This window comes from Chloroflexota bacterium (assembly GCA_013152435.1).
In the GTDB taxonomy this organism is placed as follows: domain Bacteria; phylum Chloroflexota; class Anaerolineae; order DUEN01; family DUEN01; genus DUEN01.
In genome coordinates this window covers 23,656-39,724 of the sequence record JAADGJ010000062.1, presented here as the reverse complement: position 1 = coordinate 39,724, position 16,069 = coordinate 23,656, and the positions used below count along the sequence as shown (strand labels likewise).

General features: G+C 64.5%; 15 protein-coding genes. 13 read left to right on the top strand and 2 right to left on the bottom strand.

Annotated features, from left to right (window positions below; all coding sequences use genetic code 11):
* Positions 1–147: 147 nt before the first annotated feature.
* The 12 genes from GXP39_08975 (at position 148) to GXP39_08920 (ending at position 13,106) form a co-directional block, all read left to right on the top strand.
* Positions 148–1,101 (top strand): MoxR family ATPase, encoded by a 954-nt coding sequence (locus tag GXP39_08975; protein ID NOZ28167.1) that lies wholly within the window; start codon positions 148–150, stop codon positions 1,099–1,101.
* 99 nt (positions 1,102–1,200) lie between these two features.
* Positions 1,201–2,547 carry a DUF58 domain-containing protein gene (locus tag GXP39_08970; GenBank protein ID NOZ28166.1) on the top strand — a complete coding sequence of 449 codons (1,347 nt, stop codon included), beginning with the start codon at positions 1,201–1,203 and terminating at the stop codon, positions 2,545–2,547.
* Positions 2,548–2,712: 165 nt separating this feature from the next.
* Positions 2,713–3,456, top strand: a complete 744-nt coding sequence (locus GXP39_08965) for a Crp/Fnr family transcriptional regulator (GenBank protein ID NOZ28165.1) — start codon at positions 2,713–2,715, stop codon at positions 3,454–3,456.
* Between the two features lie 177 nt (positions 3,457–3,633).
* On the top strand, positions 3,634–5,682 hold the full coding sequence (gene nosZ, locus GXP39_08960) for a Sec-dependent nitrous-oxide reductase (GenBank protein NOZ28164.1): 2,049 nt from the start codon (positions 3,634–3,636) through the stop codon (positions 5,680–5,682).
* Between the two features lie 81 nt (positions 5,683–5,763).
* Entirely contained in the window at positions 5,764–6,432 is a 669-nt protein-coding gene (locus GXP39_08955) for a cytochrome C (GenBank protein NOZ28163.1), read from the top strand.
* A 4-nt stretch (positions 6,433–6,436) separates the two neighbouring features.
* Positions 6,437–8,749 carry a nitrous oxide reductase family maturation protein NosD gene (nosD, locus tag GXP39_08950; GenBank protein NOZ28162.1) on the top strand — a complete coding sequence of 771 codons (2,313 nt, stop codon included), beginning with the start codon at positions 6,437–6,439 and terminating at the stop codon, positions 8,747–8,749.
* A 4-nt stretch (positions 8,750–8,753) separates the two neighbouring features.
* Positions 8,754–9,587: an ABC transporter permease subunit gene (locus GXP39_08945; protein ID NOZ28161.1), complete on the top strand. Its 834-nt coding sequence runs from the start codon at positions 8,754–8,756 to the stop codon at positions 9,585–9,587.
* Positions 9,588–9,709: 122 nt separating this feature from the next.
* Positions 9,710–10,192 carry a hypothetical protein gene (locus GXP39_08940; GenBank protein ID NOZ28160.1) on the top strand — a complete coding sequence of 161 codons (483 nt, stop codon included), beginning with the start codon at positions 9,710–9,712 and terminating at the stop codon, positions 10,190–10,192.
* A 44-nt stretch (positions 10,193–10,236) separates the two neighbouring features.
* Positions 10,237–10,638 (top strand): cytochrome c, encoded by a 402-nt coding sequence (locus GXP39_08935; GenBank protein NOZ28159.1) that lies wholly within the window; start codon positions 10,237–10,239, stop codon positions 10,636–10,638.
* Between the two features lie 319 nt (positions 10,639–10,957).
* A complete protein-coding gene (locus GXP39_08930) occupies positions 10,958–11,203 on the top strand; it encodes a DUF1858 domain-containing protein (GenBank protein NOZ28158.1) in 246 nt (81 codons plus the stop codon).
* A gap of 72 nt (positions 11,204–11,275) precedes the next feature.
* Positions 11,276–12,400 (top strand): hypothetical protein, encoded by a 1,125-nt coding sequence (locus GXP39_08925; GenBank protein NOZ28157.1) that lies wholly within the window; start codon positions 11,276–11,278, stop codon positions 12,398–12,400.
* A 19-nt stretch (positions 12,401–12,419) separates the two neighbouring features.
* On the top strand, positions 12,420–13,106 hold the full coding sequence (locus tag GXP39_08920) for a cyclodeaminase/cyclohydrolase family protein (GenBank protein ID NOZ28156.1): 687 nt from the start codon (positions 12,420–12,422) through the stop codon (positions 13,104–13,106).
* Positions 13,107–13,109: 3 nt separating this feature from the next.
* On the opposite strand, the gene GXP39_08915 is transcribed toward GXP39_08920, so the two are convergent.
* The gene (locus GXP39_08915; GenBank protein ID NOZ28155.1) at positions 13,110–13,940 is read right to left on the bottom strand and encodes a YwiC-like family protein; all 831 of its coding nucleotides are present in this window, start codon (positions 13,938–13,940) and stop codon (positions 13,110–13,112) included.
* 149 nt (positions 13,941–14,089) lie between these two features.
* A complete protein-coding gene (locus GXP39_08910) occupies positions 14,090–14,905 on the bottom strand; it encodes an iron transporter (GenBank protein NOZ28154.1) in 816 nt (271 codons plus the stop codon).
* Between the two features lie 172 nt (positions 14,906–15,077).
* On the opposite strand from GXP39_08910, the gene GXP39_08905 reads away from it, so the two are divergent.
* Positions 15,078–15,755, top strand: a complete 678-nt coding sequence (locus GXP39_08905; GenBank protein NOZ28153.1) for a metal-dependent transcriptional regulator — start codon at positions 15,078–15,080, stop codon at positions 15,753–15,755.
* Positions 15,756–16,069: the final 314 nt, after the last annotated feature.

Here is a 16,069-nt window from a genome sequence, read left to right as displayed (position 1 = left end):
CGGTGGGCCGACCCCGGCAAGAGGAAGAATGTATGCGAGCCCGCTTACTCCTTTCATGAATTGCTGGTATAATCTTTCTCGAACTGAGAGGGCCGGGAGATGTCCTGGGCCCACAGCGTGCGTGTCTTAAGGAGAGAAAGTCGACATATGAACCAAGTGCAGAGTGTCGTAACGAGAGTCGTGGACAACGTCGAGAAGGTCATCATCGGCAAAACGGACGAGATCCAACTGATCCTTTTCGCCCTGCTGTGTGAAGGGCATATCCTGATCGAGGATGTGCCGGGCGTCGGCAAGACCATGCTGGCCCGGGCCATCGCTCGATCCATCGGGTGCAGCTTCCGACGCATCCAGTTCACGCCGGACATGCTCCCCAGCGACGTCACGGGCGTGTCCGTGTTCAACCAGAAGACGGGGGAGTTCGAGTTTCGACCGGGGCCGATCATGGCCCAGATCGTGTTGACGGACGAGATCAACCGGGCCACCCCGAAGACCCAATCCGCCCTGCTGGAGGCCATGGAAGAGCGCCAGATCACGGTCGATGGAGTGACCTATCCGATGGCGCGCCCCTTCCTGGTTCTGGCCACCCAGAACCCGATCGAATACGAGGGCACGTTCCCTCTGCCGGAAGCTCAGGTGGACCGCTTCATGATGCGCATCAGCCTGGGGTATCCGACGCCCAAGGACGAGATGGCCATGCTGGATATGCAACGGGAGGTCCACCCCATCGAGACGATCGGACAGGTCATCGAGGTGAACGAGCTATTGGCCGCGCAGGAGGCGGTGAAGAAGATCTACGTAGACGATCTGATCAAGGAATACATCATCTCGCTGGTCACCGCAACGCGGCAGCACCCGGATGTCTACCTGGGGGCATCGCCGAGAGCCTCCCTGGCGCTATATAAGACGAGCCGGGCGAGGGCAGCCGTGCTGGGCCGCGATTATGTCATCCCGGATGACATCAAGGCGTTGGCCGAGCCCACCCTGGCACACCGGCTCATCATCAGCCCATCAGCCCGCATCAAGAACGTCGACCCACGCGCCGTGGTGGAGGAGACGCTCGGCTCCGTGCCCGTGCCCGGCACCCGCGTGCGGGCGCGCTAACCACCGGCCCTACACTCCATCACGCCGGTGGAGGGCAGCTCTGGGGATCTTCGCCGACGACATCTTCCCCTTATCCTCCCCTTGATCTGAGGTGAAACCTTGCGACGCTCATGGGGCGTCATCCTCCTCGGCCTGGCCGCCTGGATCTTCGCACTGAACACCGGCCGGGAAATCGCATATACGGTCGCCTATCTGATCACCGCTGTGGTGATCTTCTCCTTCGTGTGGGCCTGGTCGGGAGTCAACTGGGTCCAGATCAGGCGATATACGCGCTCGCTTCGCTCACAGGTCGGACGATTCGTGGAGGAGCAGTTCGAGGTCCAAAACCGCTCCCGATTCCCCAAGCTGTGGCTGGAGATTCGCGACCTGTCCGATCTGCCCGGGCATCACACGAGCCGGGTGATCAGCGCCCTGGGCGGCCATCGAAGGCAGCGCTGGCTGGTGCGCACACTATGCCGGCAGCGCGGCCGCTATACGCTGGGCCCCATGGTCCTGGCCTCCGGCGACCCCCTGGGGCTGTTCCGGATGGAGCGCGTGCTGCCCGCCACGTCCTCCCTGGTCATCTATCCGGCAACGGTGGAGCTGCCCGGCTTCATGCTCCCCGTGGGCGAGATGCCCGGGGGCGATGCCATGCGACGCCGCATCCACCACGTGACCACGAACGTCTCCGGCGTGCGCGATTATCAGCCGGGGGATTCCTTCAGCCGCATCCACTGGCCCTCCACCGCCCGCACAGGCCGGCTGATCGTGAAGGAGTTCGAGCTCGATCCCACGGCCGACGTCTGGATCTTCCTCGATATGGACCAATCGGTCCACGTCGAGGCGCCCTGGACGCCGCCCACCGACAACGGCTTCCGACAGCCGTTCCTGCTGCGCCGGGAGCCCACCCGCCTGGAGCTGATCCCCAGCACAGAGGAGTACGGGGTCACGGCGGCCGCATCGCTGGCTCGCCACTTCCTGCGCCGCAACCGGGCCGTGGGATTCATCACGCACGCCCAAACCCGGGAGGTGATCCAGGCGGATCGCGGCGAGCGGCAGCTGGATCGAATCCTGGAGACCCTGGCGGTGGTCGAGGCGCAGGGCCGCATGCCGTTCGCCCAGGTGATCGCCATGGAAGGACAGCACCTGAACCGGAGCGTGACCCTCATCGCGATCACGCCCTCCATATCCCCGGACTGGGTCATCGCACTGCGGGAGTTGGGGCGTCGCGGCGTGCGCAGCGTGGCCGTGCTATTGGCGGCGAACACGTTCGGGCCCGCGCCGTCATGGCACGAGACGCTGAGGCTCCTGTACGCGAGCAACATCCCCGCCTACGTCGTGCGCCGGGACGACGCGATCGAGGCGGCGCTGACGACGCCGGCACGCCTGGAGTCAACCCCATCGCACCCCTACAGGCCCCCCTCAGGGGATGGTCACTGGCGTCCTCGCCCGTCGGGCACATGGTAGCCCAGATCTCGACCAGAGGTGCTCTCTTCCACACCGCACGCGGATACGCCATCGCCGAGAGGAGGTAAGACAGATCCATGAAAGGCCAGCAAAAGGAAAGGGAACGCACGTCCCCTCGCCCCCCTCAACCCTTTTCTTTTCTCCGGTATCGTGTACAATCCAAGCATGAGCGCTTCTGAACCTCTCAGCCAACAGGTCGAGCACCTGCAACGGATCTACCTGTTCCGGGGCCTGGATCCGAGCACCCTGATGCACGTGATCCAGACCGCCTACTTCAAACGGGTGGCCCGGGGGAGCTTCTTCTTCCTCCAGGACGACGCCGCCTCATTCCTCTACGTGCTCGTCCGGGGGCAGGTGAAGCTGACCCAGGTCACTCCAGAGGGACACCAGACCGTCCTGGGATTCATCGAGCCGGGGCGCATGTTCGGGTGCATCGCGGTGCTGAGCGCCATGTCGTACCCCGTATCGGCCGAGGCGATGGAGGATTGTGAGGCGCTGGCCTGGGACGGGGAGCGCATGGCCCGGCTGATGGAGATCTACCCCCGACTGGCCCTGAACGCGATCGATCTGATGGCACAACACGTTCGAGATCTGCAAGACCGCCTTCGAGAGCTGGTGACGGAGCGGGTGGAGCGACGCATCGCCCGCGCTCTGCTCCGCCTGGTGCGCCAGCTCGGGCGCAAGGTGGAAGGCGGGATCCTGATCGATCTGGCTCTGACCCGCCAGGACCTGGCGGAGATGACGGGCACGACCCTGTACACGGTCAGTCGCGTCCTGAGCCGATGGGAGGAGCAGGGACTCATCGCCAGCGGACGAGCCCGCGTGGTCGTACTGAGGCCTCATGGCCTGGTGACTATCGCTGAAGATCTGCCTCCGGACATCCCCGCAGAAGCCCCCACCGCACGATAAGCTCACACGCTTGCCGCTATTTGCGTTGGCGCAAAGAAACCTCCCTCGGTTTGTCGTATGCTGGGTCGGGAGGAGTGGCCACTGAACGTGGCCTCTTCACGCGGCACCATGGGCACTTTCCCCCGGTGCTACCTTCAAGTTCCCGGCCACAGAGCCAAAGAAAGGAGGTTCTTGCCCATGCAAAGCCAGAGTTTGCAACGGTATCTCCCCCTTCTCGTCGCGGCCCTCATCGTCATCATCGTCCTGATCGTCGTCGCGATCATCGTGCGGGGGCCAGGGGAGCCGGCTGCCACACCGGAGGCTACCACGGCAGTGGCCGAACCAGCCACGGAGCTATCCGGCGATGCCATGGCGATCGCCCAGGAACGCGGACTCACGCCGGATGACGTCGTCGCCGCCCTGAAGACGTACCTCCCCACGGGGAAGCAGGACGACTACGTGATGTTCTCCTCCGGCGGTCACTCCGGCCAGGTGCTGGTCATCGGGCTGCCGTCCATGCGCCTGCTCAAGGTGATCGGCGTGTTCACGCCCGAGCCATGGCAGGGCTGGGGGTACGGCGCGGAGGAGACGGACCGAGTGCTGGCCGAGGGGGCGGTGAATGGGAAGAAGATCACCTGGGGAGATACCCATCATCCGGCCCTGAGCGAGACGGGCGGAGACTATGATGGCCAATTCCTGTTCATCAACGACAAGGCCAACGCCCGGGTGGCGGTCATCGATCTGCGAGATTTTGAGACCAAGCAGATCGTCAAGAACCCCATCGCCATCAACGATCACGGCGGGACCATGGCCACCCCCAACACCGAGTGGGTGATCGAGGGCGGCCAGTATGCCACGCCGCTGGGCTGGACGTACGCCTCCCTGAACGACTACGCGGAGGCCTACCGCGGCATGATCACCTTCTGGAAGTTCGATCGGGAGAAGGGCCGCATCCTGCCGGAGGAATCCTTCGCCATGGAGCTGCCCCCCTACTGGCAGGACATCTGTGACGCCGGCAAGAAGGTGAGCGAAGGGTGGGTGTTCTGCAACTCCTTCAACACGGAGATGAGCACCGGCGGCGTCGAGGAGGGGAATCCTCCGTTCGAGGCGGGCGCGTCTCAGCAGGACATGGATTACCTCCACATCATCAACCTCAAGAAGGCCGCCGAGGTGGCGGCGGCGGGCCAGGTGACCCAGGTCAACGGGTTCAACGTGATCCCGCTGGAGACGTCGATCGCGGAAGGGCTGCTGTACTTCGCCCCGGAGCCCAAGAGCCCTCACGGCGTCGATGTGGCACCCGGCGGGGACTACATCGTGGTCTCGGGTAAGCTCGATCCCCACGTGACCGTGTACAGCTTCGACAAGATCCAGAAGGCCATCGAGAGCGGCGCGGGCGAGAAGGACCAGTACGGCGTGACCATCCTGAACCTGGACGATGTGATGGAGGCCCAGGTGGAGCTGGGTCTGGGGCCTCTCCACACCCAGTTCGACAACCAGGGGTACGCCTACACCAGCCTCTTCCTGGACAGCGCGGTGGCCCGCTGGACGCTGGGTGGCCCCTACCAGGAGTTGCACAGCGATCCCGAGTGGTCCCTGGTCACCAAGATCCCCGTCCACTACAACGTGGGGCACATCGCCGCCGCCGAGGGGGACACGGTCAGCCCGGACGGCAAGTACCTGGTCTCCCTGAACAAGTGGTCGGTGGACCGGTTCCTGACGGTGGGGCCGCTGCTGCCGCAGAACTTCCAGCTCATCGACATCTCTCAGCCGGGGGACCAGCTCCAGCTCCTGTATGATATGCCCATCGGTATCGGCGAGCCGCACTACGCGCAGATCATCAAAGCCGACAAGCTCCAGCCCTGGGAGGTATATCCGGAGATCGGATGGAACCCGAACACCCAGAGCAAGGATCCCAACGCGGTGGAGGCCGGACAGGAGCGGGTGGTGCGCAACGGCAACACCGTGGAGATCTGGATGACGGCCGTGCGCAGCCACTACAACCCCGAGCGCATCGAGGTGAAGAAGGGCGACCGCGTGATCTGGCACATCACCAACATCGAGCGGGCCAAGGATGCCACTCACGGCTTCGCGCTGCCCGGGTACAACATCAACCTGAGCCTGGAGCCGGGAGAGACGGCCACCTTTGAGTTCGTGGCAGACCAGGACGGCGTCTACACCTTCTACTGCACCGAGTTCTGCTCTGCCCTGCACCTGGAGATGACGGGCTACTTCCTGGTGCAACCGTAAAATACAGAACGGACCATCGGTGGTGGGCGGGGAGGACCTCCCCGCCCACCACCCTCGGCCCATATCGGAAGGAAACTACCGATGACAGGGTTATGGGACAAGCTGATCGGGCCACGCCTGCCTGCGGAGCAGACGGCGGAACAACAGTTACGCTATCTCCTGCCCACGGTCTTCCTAGGACTGGCAGCCTTCTGCCTGCTGGTATCCATCTTCGTGCCCTACTGGCGACTGAAGCTCCTGGCTCCCCAATACCCGGACGGGCTGGAGGTCCAGGTCTACGTGAACCGTATGACCGGAGATGTGAAAGAGATCGACGGGCTGAACCACTATATCGGCATGCGCCCCCTGGAGGAGGCGGCACAACTGGAGCGCTCCCTGAGCATCTTCGCCATCGCGGTGATCTCGTTGCTGGTCATCGCAGCGATCTACGTGCACAACCAGTGGGCAGCGCTGCTCTCCCTGCCGGCCCTGCTGTTCCCGGCCATCTTCCTGGGCGATCTGTACTTCTGGCTGCGCCATTTCGGTCAGAACCTGGACCCCAGCGCGCCGCTGAGCAACGCCATCGAGCCATTCGTTCCCCCCGTGCTCGGTGAGGGGAAAATCGGACAGTTCCAGACCATTGCCTCCGTAGATCGAGGGTTCTACCTGGCGGCATTGGCCTCGTTCCTGATCCTGCTGGGCCTCTACTTCCATCGACGAGCCTATAAGCCGCTGGTGGAAGCCACCGAGCGGTCACCGACTGAAGGATAGATCTATGCGACGTCGCAATTGGATGTTCCTGGGGATAGCTCTCCTCCTGTGGGCCAGCGGCGCCACACCGCTCCTGGCCCAGGAGGGCCCCGCGACCCTGGTCGTCTCCCCGCAAGGGCCATACCGCACCATCGCGGAGGCGCTGGCGGAGGCCCGGGATGGGGACACCATCGAGGTGCGCGAGGGTATTTACAGCGGTCCCCTGGTGGTAGACCGAAGCGTCAAGATCATCGGCTATGGCTGGCCCGTGATCGACGGCGGCGGCCAGGGCACCGTGGTCCGCCTGACCGCCCGGGGCGCCATGCTGAAGGGGTTCGTGGTTCAAAACAGCGGCGACGCGCTGGACCAGGAGAACTCCGGCATCGCCGTCGAAGCCCCGGAGGTCGTGGTCGAGGGCAACCGGCTAGAGGGAACCCTGTTCGGCATCTACCTGCGCAAGGCGGTCGGCAGCGTGATCCGGGGGAACACGATCTATAGCAAGGACCTGCCCCTGCCCCGCCGGGGGGATCCCATCCGGGTCTGGTACAGCAATGACGTGCGGGTGGAGGACAACGTGGTGGAGCAGGGCCGGGACGTGGTGCTCTGGTATTCGGAGCGCCTCACCGTGCGCGGGAACGTGATCCAGGGAGGACGCTACGGCCTGCACTTCATGTACTGCGATGATGCCCTCATCGAGGGGAACCGGCTGTCCAATAACTCCGTGGGCGCCTTCCTGATGTACAGCCGCCGCCTGCATTTACGACGGAACACCTTCGCCTACAATCGCGGCCCCAGCGGCTTCGGCATCGGCCTCAAGGACATGGACGACGCGGTGATCGAGGAGAACCTCTTCCTGGACAACCGCGTGGGAGCGTTCGTGGACAACTCGCCGCGCGAGATCGACAGCACCGTGTTGTTCCGCGGGAACATCTTCGCTTTCAACGATGTCGGCATCCTGTTCCAGCCATCGGTACGACGCAACCGCCTCACTGAAAACGGGTTCATCGAGAATCGGGAACAGGTCGGCGTGTCGGGCGGTGGACAACTGCAAGGGAACATCTGGACCGTCAACGGCCTGGGGAACTATTGGAGCGACTACACGGGCTACGACGCGGACCAGGATGGGATCGGCGATCTTCCCTACCGGGCCACGCGGCTGTTCGAGAACCTTATGGACCGCTACCCGATGTTGCGGCTGTTCGATTACAGCCCGGCGACCCAGGCGCTGGACTTCGCCGCCCGAGCGTTCCCGCTGATCAAGCCGCAGCCGAAGCTGGTGGACGATCGTCCGCTGATGGCGCCGCGCATACCCGAGGGCCTCCCCGCCATCCCCCAACAGGCCGCCCGGCAACTGGGGGTGCCGTCCATTGGCCTGCTGGCCCTGGCCGCCATGCTGATTTTCCTCACCCAGGTTCCCATCAGGCGGCAGGGAGGAGGCAAGAGATTGTCCAATAATGAGGGAGAACTCATGATCCACGTTCGCGATCTGACCAAGCGCTTCGGCTCACTGGTCGCCGTGGACCGACTCTCGTTCGATGTTGAGGCCGGACAAGCTGTGGCGTTATGGGGAGCGAACGGTGCGGGGAAGACCACCGCGCTCCGATGCCTGCTGGGGCTCCTTCCCTTCCAGGGAACGGTACACGTGGCAGGCCACGACGTCCGGAGAGAGGGCAAGGCCGCGCGCCGACAGATGGGCTTCGTGCCCCAGGAGCTGAGCTTCTATGACGATATGACGGTGTGGGAGACCATGCGCTTCTACGCGTACCTCAAGGGGGCCTCGCCCGAATCCATCGAGCGCTCCCTGCAGGAGATGGGGCTCACATCGGTGGTTCACCAGGCGGTGCAGACCCTATCCGGCGGGATGAAGCAACGGCTCGCGCTGGCCGCGGCGCTGCTGGCCGATCCGCCGCTGCTGGTGCTCGACGAGCCGACGACGAACCTGGACGCCCGGGCGAGGGAGGACATCCTGGCCCTGCTGGCCGAGGTCAAGAAGAAGGGGAAGACGCTCATCTTCTCCTCCCATCGCCTGGACGAGGTGGTCAACCTGGCCGACCGCGTGCTCCTCATGGAGAACGGGCGGATCGTGGCCGACTGCTCGCCGGACGAGCTGGACGCGCACCTGGGGAGACACACCGAATTGCGACTCCACGTGCCGGCCGAACAGGTCGAGGCCGCCATCGCGCTCCTGAAGGGACAGGGGTTCGCCGCCAGCCGAAACGGGGCGGGGGTGCGAGTGCCCGTCGCGCTCCGTGAGAAGGGAAAGCCCATCTCCCTGCTGGCGCAGGCGGGCATCCCGGTAGAAGATTTCGACGTGCACAGCCTGCAAGAGAGGATATGAGCCCATGATCGATTTGACCAATATCCTGGTGCTGGCCCAAAAGGAGTTGCTGGATGCGCGCCGCAACCGGTGGTTCCTGCTCTACACCGTGGCCTTCGCCGGGTTGGCGCTGGCCCTGGCGTGGCTAGGGCTGTCGGGAGCGGGGTCGTATGGGTTGGCCGGCTTCGGGCGCACGGGAGCCAGCCTCATCAACCTGGTGCTGCTGATCGTCCCCCTCATGGGGCTGACCCTGGGCGCGCTGAGCCTGGCGGGCGAGCGGGAGCGCGGCTCCCTGCTCTATCTCCTATCCCAGCCGATTACCCAATTTGAGGTCCTGGCGGGCAAATACCTGGGCCTGGGACTGGCCCTCCTGGCGGCCCTAGCCCTGGGGTTCGGGTTGAGCGGCCTGCTGATCGCGTGGCAAGGGAGCACGGCCCACACGTGGGATTACCTGAGCCTGACCGTGCTGGCCTTCTTCCTCGCCCTGATCAGCCTGAGCCTGGGGTTCCTCATATCCGCCTTCCTGCGGAAGGGCTCGATGGCCATCGGCATCGCCCTCTTCCTATGGCTCGTGCTGGTCTTCTTCGGCGATTTGGGGGTGATGGGGACGGCGATCATGCTCCGGATGAAGATCGGAGAGCTGTTCGCCCTGGCCCTGCTCAACCCCCTTCAGGTCTTCAAGATCGCCGCCATCCTGACGATTCGCGGCAACTGGGAAGTTCTCGGGCCGGCGGGGCTATACGCTCTGCGCACCTACGGCGAATGGGCGATGGCCCTCCTGATCGCCATCCTGACGGCGTGGATCGTACTGCCCCTGATCCTGGCCTATTTCATCTTTCGACAGCGAGGGGCACTATGATGTCACGGATTTTCTTGGGTCTCCTATCGATCCTCCTGGTCTCCATGGGGTGTCAGGCAAGCCCACCACTTGACAAGCCACCTGACATTCGGTATGGTGAAGATGCCTGCGATCAATGCCGCATGATCATCAGCGAGCCGCGCTTTGCGGCGGCCTACGTGACACCCCAGGGCGAGGTACGTCGCTTCGACGACATCGGCGATATGGTGCTCTTCCTGCTGGACCAGCAGGAGGAGGGCACGCTCTGGGTGCACGATTATGAGACCGAGGATTGGCTGAAAGCCGATCAAGCGTTCTTCGTGATCAGCCAGGCCCTGTACACGCCCATGGGATATGGCGTGGTAGCCCTCGGCGATGAGGAACGGGCCAAGAAGCTGGCCGCTGAGAACCAGGGTGAGGTCGTGTCCTTTAAGGAGCTACACGAGCGATTCGCCTCAGGCGAGATGACGATGTCCGGCTCCATGCACGACAAGGACATGCAGATGGACATGCAAATGGACACGGAGTCGGAGTCGGACACGAAGCAAGACATGCAAATGGATATGCAGAAGGACACGCAGCAGGATAAGGACATGCAAACCGAGCACTCGGGAGGCGGGCACTGATCCCGTCCCGATCCCAGAGAACAGGCGAAGGGAGAGGCACATTGATGCGCAAACTATCGTGGATCCTGATCATCTTGTTGGCTTTCACGCTGATCGTGACCGGGTGTGGCAAGAAGAAGGAGCCCACGCCCACACCCGTGCCCACGCCATCGGGGCCCTCGGCTGAGGACCTGGCGCAGGGGAAGAAGCTGTTCGAGCAAAGCTGCTCCGCCTGCCACGGCCCGGATGCGAAGGGATTGCCGGGGCTGGGCAAGGACCTGACGACCAGCGAGTTCGTCAAGGGGATGACCGACGAGGAGCTGCTGGGGTTCATCAAGAAGGGACGGCCGGCCAGCGATCCGGAGAACACCACGGGCGTGGACATGCCGCCGAAGGGCGGGAACCCGGCGCTGACCGACGAACAGATCCAGGTGATCATCGGATATATACGCTCGCTGCAGGAGTGACGAGGGAGCACACGGACATGAGCAGGAATCTGCGGGGAGCGCTCCGCAGATTCCTTTTTTCCACATCAGCCCCCACCCTTGCGCATACCCCGGGGGTATATCCCCCGATCGAGCGCACCGTGGGGCGAACAAACGGGAACCCGTGCGACGACGTCGCGAGTGAAACGGCCCGATGACGCAAGCGCCCTCGGGGTTACGGATACGCGCATCAGCAGCCAAGCCGATCCCGACATCCCGCCAGGGATCGCCCAGGGTCTCGCTTGCAATGACGTGAGGATCTCGTATCCCATGCGTGCCCCCACAAGCCGAGGAATCGCTTATGAAGCACCCGGATCTTAAAGCCAGCTTGACAGTGGCTGAGACGCTTTCACACTGGCCCCAAGCGGCGCAGGTTTTCTTCCGCCACCGAATGGCCTGCATCGGCTGCGCCATGTCCCCCTTCGACACCCTGGCCGATGTAGCGGCGGCCTACAACCTTGATCTGAATCGCTTCCTCGGCGAGCTGCGCCAGGTCATCTCCGCGCCCGGCCCTCACCTCTTCACCTGCCGGGAGGACTACCGGTGACGCCATCGCCGGAACCGGGTTAGGCCAGCCGGTGGCGTCACGAGCAAGACGGACCGCAACGAGAGGAGCGTGATGGCACCAGCAGGAAAAGGTCGCTTGCCACTGCTGTTCATGGGTATGGTCGCCCTGCTGGCGGCGATGTGGGCAGGGCTTATCCGGCTGGGGTGGAGCCTGCCCACCTGGCAACCGGGTCTACCCATCTCCCATGGCCCGCTGATGATCTCGGGATTCCTGGGCACCGTCATCGGCCTGGAGCGAGCGGTAGCCCTGGCCACCACGGGGAAACCGGGGCCCTGGCGGTGGTGGCCCTATCTGGCGCCGCTCTCGACGGGGCTCGGGGGCCTGCTCCTGATCATCGGCCTGCCCGGCGCCATCGGCCCCCTGCTGATGACGTTGGGCGCCTTCGGCGTCGTGCTGATCTTCGTCGCGGTGATCCGGCGACGCCCCGAGCTCTCCATCGCGGTCATGGAAACGGGGGCGATCGCCTGGCTCGTCGGGAATCTCCTGTGGCTGGCGGGCCGCCCGATACCGGTCGCCGTGCTCTGGTGGGTGGGATTCCTGGTGTTGACCATCGCCGGGGAGCGCCTGGAGCTCAGCCGTCTGCGCCGTCTGTCCAGGTGGGGATACGCCAGCTTCCTGGCCTCCATCGCCATCCTCCTCATCGGGCTCGTCGTCTCCAGCATTCGCTTCGCCCCCGGGGCGCATCTATCGGGCCTGGGCATGCTGGCCATCGCCATATGGCTGTTGCGCTATGACATCGCCCGACGCACCATCAGGCGGCCGGGACAATCCCGGTTCATCGCCATCAGCCTGCTCTCCGGATACGTCTGGCTGGGGATCGGAGGGCTGATCGGGCTGCTCATCGGCGGAATGACGGCCGGACCCCAGTACGACGCCATGCTCCACGCCGTGCTCCTGGGCTTCGTCATGGCCATGATCTTCGGGCACGCGCCCATCATCTTCCCAGCACTGTTGGGAATCCCGGTGACCTTCCAACGGAGCTTCTACGCCCACCTCATCCTGTTACACCTCTCCCTGCTGATCCGGCTGGTGGGCGACCTGGCGTTTTGGTGGCCAGGGCGACGATGGGGCGGCCTCCTGAACGTGATCGCCGTGCTCCTGTTCCTGGGCAACACGATCCGGTCCACCACGCGCCAGGCGGCTCCCCACGAGCCCACCCACGACGCCAGGGCATAAGCGGGCGGAAGGACGGAGGATGAGCCAGGGGACACCTGCCCCCCATCCGGGGGCCGAGATCGCGGAGGGGAGCGTCCGAGAGTTCCTGGATCGGCTGGCCGCCGCATCAGCCGCGCCGGGGGGAGGTGCGGCCACCGCGCTGGCCGGAGCGATGGGGGCCGCGCTGGTGAGTATGGCGTGCAGGCTCACCAGCGGACGAGCGCGATTCGCCGCCGTCGAGGAGGAGGTCAGGGACATCCTGGATCAGGCCGAGCGCCTGCGGGACCGCCTAATGGAGCTGGCGGACAGTGATCGACGCGCCTTCGATCAGGTGATGGCGGCATATCGCCTGCCCAAGGAAACCCAGGCGCAACGGGAGGAGCGGCACGAGGCCGTACAGGCGGCGCTGAAAGAGGCCACGCGGGTCCCGCTGGAGATCGCGGAGGCGTGCGCTCATGTCATCCGCCTGGCCGGCCAGGCGATCTCCCTGGTGAATCCGAACGCTCGCAGCGACATGAGCGTGGGGGCGCTTCTGGCGGATGCGGGCCTGCAAGGCGCTCGCCTCAACATCCATATCAACCTGTCCGGCGTCGAGGATCGTGCCTTTGTGCGGGAGAAGCGCCAGGCGCTGGATCAGCTCCTGGCGGACGTGGCGCCGGAGCGACAGAAAGCCCTCTCCTACCTTCGTGAGCGCACGGGCGGCCCTCTTAGCCCCCCTCCCCAATGAGCGCTACAGGCCGAAGGCGTACCCCACAACCACCAGCGTCGCGTTGATCAGGCCGAACGCGATCTCGCCGAAGCCGATCGCCTGCGGGCGCGCGGGGCGACGATAAGGAGAAAGGCCCTTGAGCGCCCGGGCCAGCTGGATGCCCATCGCCACCGCGGCCAACCACGGGGCGCGACCGGCATAGGAGAGCGCGGCCAGCACGATCAGCGCCGCGAGATGCATGCCCCAGGACGACAAGACGTCCGCGGGCTCTTGGCGCTCCAGACGCAGCCGGGCGCGCACGTACGAGATCGAGGTGATCGCCCTCGCGATCTGGATCCACCACAGCACCAGGGCATCCCCAAGCGACCACCCACCGGCCATCGCGATCGCCGAGGCCACCGTCCCCAGGGCGATCGCTCCGGAGACCTCCGAGATCCATTGTCGTCCCCGGTTCTGGATGTCGGAGTAGATCTGCACAAGGGCAAAAGGAGCCCCCAGGATCAGAGGGACCCAAAAGGCCGAGCGAGCGCTTCGCAAGGCCAACGCGAAGGCCGCCAGAGCCACCAGGCTATAGAGAAGGGCGAATCGCTCCGCCCACAGGGTGCGAGGGTAATATCGTCCCCGGCGCCGATCGCCCCACGCCAGCTTCAAGGGATGGCGGGCCAGAAAGCCCCCCAACGTCGCCAGTCCCAGCCATCCCCCAGCGGCTGAGAGAGCCACCCCAAGCCCCAACAGGAGGGGCTCGATCAGGAACCCCCAGCCGCCATGCTCGGTGGGAAGCGCGATCGATCGCAACCGGGGCCGAGAACGCGCCCATCCTCGCCTGCTCGCGATGCTTCCTTCCTCGTTCACCAATGCTGTCCGTCCTCCGCCGGATAGTAAAAATGCAAAATCTACAAAGACGATTGTGATCGCCTTTATAGTACATATCGGCCCGCAGGTCAAATCGGACGCAGGCCGATGTGCAGTTGCTCAGCTCCGGCTCACCCTACGGGCGACCATCACGCGGCCGCCCGCCGCGGGAGCGCAGGACGCGATACCCCTACAGCACCGACGACGAGCAAATAGATAAGATAAGCGACGACCTCCAGGAGGGAGGGATTGCTGTCGTAGCCGAATAACGTCTTCAGGACGCCTCCCACCGCCCCGTCCTCCGTGAGGATGGGGCTCAGATCCCAGACATGCTCAACGAAGACCGGCAAAAGCCCGGCTTCCTGCAGCCCGTAAACGCCGTGGGCCACCAGGCCCGCCGCCACGAGAAGCAGGAGCCACCCCGTCACGCGGAAGAACATGCTGATGTTCAAACGCAAACCGGCCTTGAAGATCAACACACCCAACAGGATCGCCAACACGAGCCCGGCCACCCCTCCCCCCAGCGTCGCCAGCGCGTGCCCCTGAAACGCGGCGGCGGTCAGGAAAAGGGCTGTCTCCAGCCCCTCGCGCAGCACGGCGAAGAACGAGATGCCAAAAAGCGCCCGGCCTCCCGTCGAGACGGCCCGGCGGGCGTTCATCTCCAGGGCATGGGCCAGCTCACGTCCGTAACGCCTCATCCAGAAGATCATCCAGGTGAGGAAGCCGGCGGCCAGAAGCATCGTCGCCCCCTCAAAGGCCTCCTCCCACCTCCCCTCGAACGCGACGCCGGTGCTATACAGGATCCCCCCGGCCACCAGGCTGAGCAGGCTCGCCACCAGGGCGCCGATCCACACGAAACGCTTGAGATGATCCTGGCCCAGCCGGGTCAACACGCCCAACACGATCCCCAGGATCAATGCCGCTTCCATACCCTCTCGCAGCGTGATCAGCAACGCGGATCCCATTCATCTCCTCCCGTCTACGTCATTGCTATTGCGACTCGTTTGCACTCGTGTTATACTCTACCGGGTCATCGCTGTCAGCGTCAAGGCCTCTATATGAAATCTCGCTTTCGATCGCGTAGAAACCAGGTTTCAACGCGGTTCAAACATAGAGGAGGAGATGGTCAGTCCTGCCATGCGGCGATATGCCGCCGAGGTGTACCGACTCCAACAAGATCTACCCTTTGTCCCCCTATCCGCATTGGCGGAGCAGGCGGAGACATCCCTACAAGCGGCCTCGCGCATGATCCGGCGGCTGAAGGACGCCGGATTGATCGCTCACGAGCCCTATCAGGGGGTCCGGCTCACCCCGGAGGGCGAGCGCATTGCCCTGCCGGTGATCCGACGCCACCGCCTGACGGAGGTATTCCTGGTGCAGATCATGCGCTTCGGGTGGGAGGAGGTCCATCACCTGGCCGACGCGCTGGAACCGGGGATCAACCAGGTGCTGGAGGACCGCATCGACGAGCTGACGGGGCACCCCACCCGATGCCCGCACGGCGAGCCAATCCCCAGCCGTGATGGGAAAATGCCGCCCCTGAACGATGTACGCCTGATCGCCGTGGAGCCCGGCACGCGAGGGCGCCTCAGCCGGGTGCGCACCCACGATCCGGATAAGCTCCGCTATCTGGCCGAGCTGGGCTTACTTCCCGGTGTGGAGATCCGACTGCTGGCACGGGCCCCGTTCAACGGCCCGCTGAGGATCGGCCTGGGAGGGGAAGAGTGCGTGATCGGGAGCGAGCTGGCGGCCGTGCTGTGGATCGAACGGCAGGAGCCCGGCGAGCACACGTCCTCAGCCCAGGCCAGCCGGTAGCCGTCCGAAGCGCTCCCCTCCAACCTCCCGCCTCCTGCTCCACGCACGCGCGAGCGTGATCAGCGGGCAAGGCGCCCCTATCCTCCCCGCCCACGCCCCAACCGACAACCTCTTATGTCTACACCCATGACCGCCAAGCGAGTCCTCTCGCCGCGTTCGCGCGGAAGCAGGCCAAAAGCACCCCGACTGCTCCCATTATTGCCTGTAAGCTTACCGTAAGCCAAGGCAATTGACATCCACCCTGAAAATGAGGGATAATGCAGACGAGAAGTGAGATGGAGGAGACGCCCAGAAATCATTTACGACTCGTATGA

Coding starts and splice junctions, on each gene's coding strand:
- GXP39_08910 (NOZ28154.1), bottom strand. CDS start 14,905: ATGGGATCCGCGTTGCTGATCACGCTGCGAGAGGGTATGGAAGCGGCA.
- GXP39_08905 (NOZ28153.1), top strand. CDS start 15,078: ATGCGGCGATATGCCGCCGAGGTGTACCGACTCCAACAAGATCTACCC.
- GXP39_08965 (NOZ28165.1), top strand. CDS start 2,713: ATGAGCGCTTCTGAACCTCTCAGCCAACAGGTCGAGCACCTGCAACGG.
- GXP39_08945 (NOZ28161.1), top strand. CDS start 8,754: ATGATCGATTTGACCAATATCCTGGTGCTGGCCCAAAAGGAGTTGCTG.
- GXP39_08975 (NOZ28167.1), top strand. CDS start 148: ATGAACCAAGTGCAGAGTGTCGTAACGAGAGTCGTGGACAACGTCGAG.
- GXP39_08920 (NOZ28156.1), top strand. CDS start 12,420: ATGAGCCAGGGGACACCTGCCCCCCATCCGGGGGCCGAGATCGCGGAG.
- GXP39_08940 (NOZ28160.1), top strand. CDS start 9,710: ATGATCATCAGCGAGCCGCGCTTTGCGGCGGCCTACGTGACACCCCAG.
- nosD (NOZ28162.1), top strand. CDS start 6,437: ATGCGACGTCGCAATTGGATGTTCCTGGGGATAGCTCTCCTCCTGTGG.
- GXP39_08925 (NOZ28157.1), top strand. CDS start 11,276: ATGGCACCAGCAGGAAAAGGTCGCTTGCCACTGCTGTTCATGGGTATG.
- nosZ (NOZ28164.1), top strand. CDS start 3,634: ATGCAAAGCCAGAGTTTGCAACGGTATCTCCCCCTTCTCGTCGCGGCC.
- GXP39_08930 (NOZ28158.1), top strand. CDS start 10,958: ATGAAGCACCCGGATCTTAAAGCCAGCTTGACAGTGGCTGAGACGCTT.
- GXP39_08955 (NOZ28163.1), top strand. CDS start 5,764: ATGACAGGGTTATGGGACAAGCTGATCGGGCCACGCCTGCCTGCGGAG.
- GXP39_08935 (NOZ28159.1), top strand. CDS start 10,237: ATGCGCAAACTATCGTGGATCCTGATCATCTTGTTGGCTTTCACGCTG.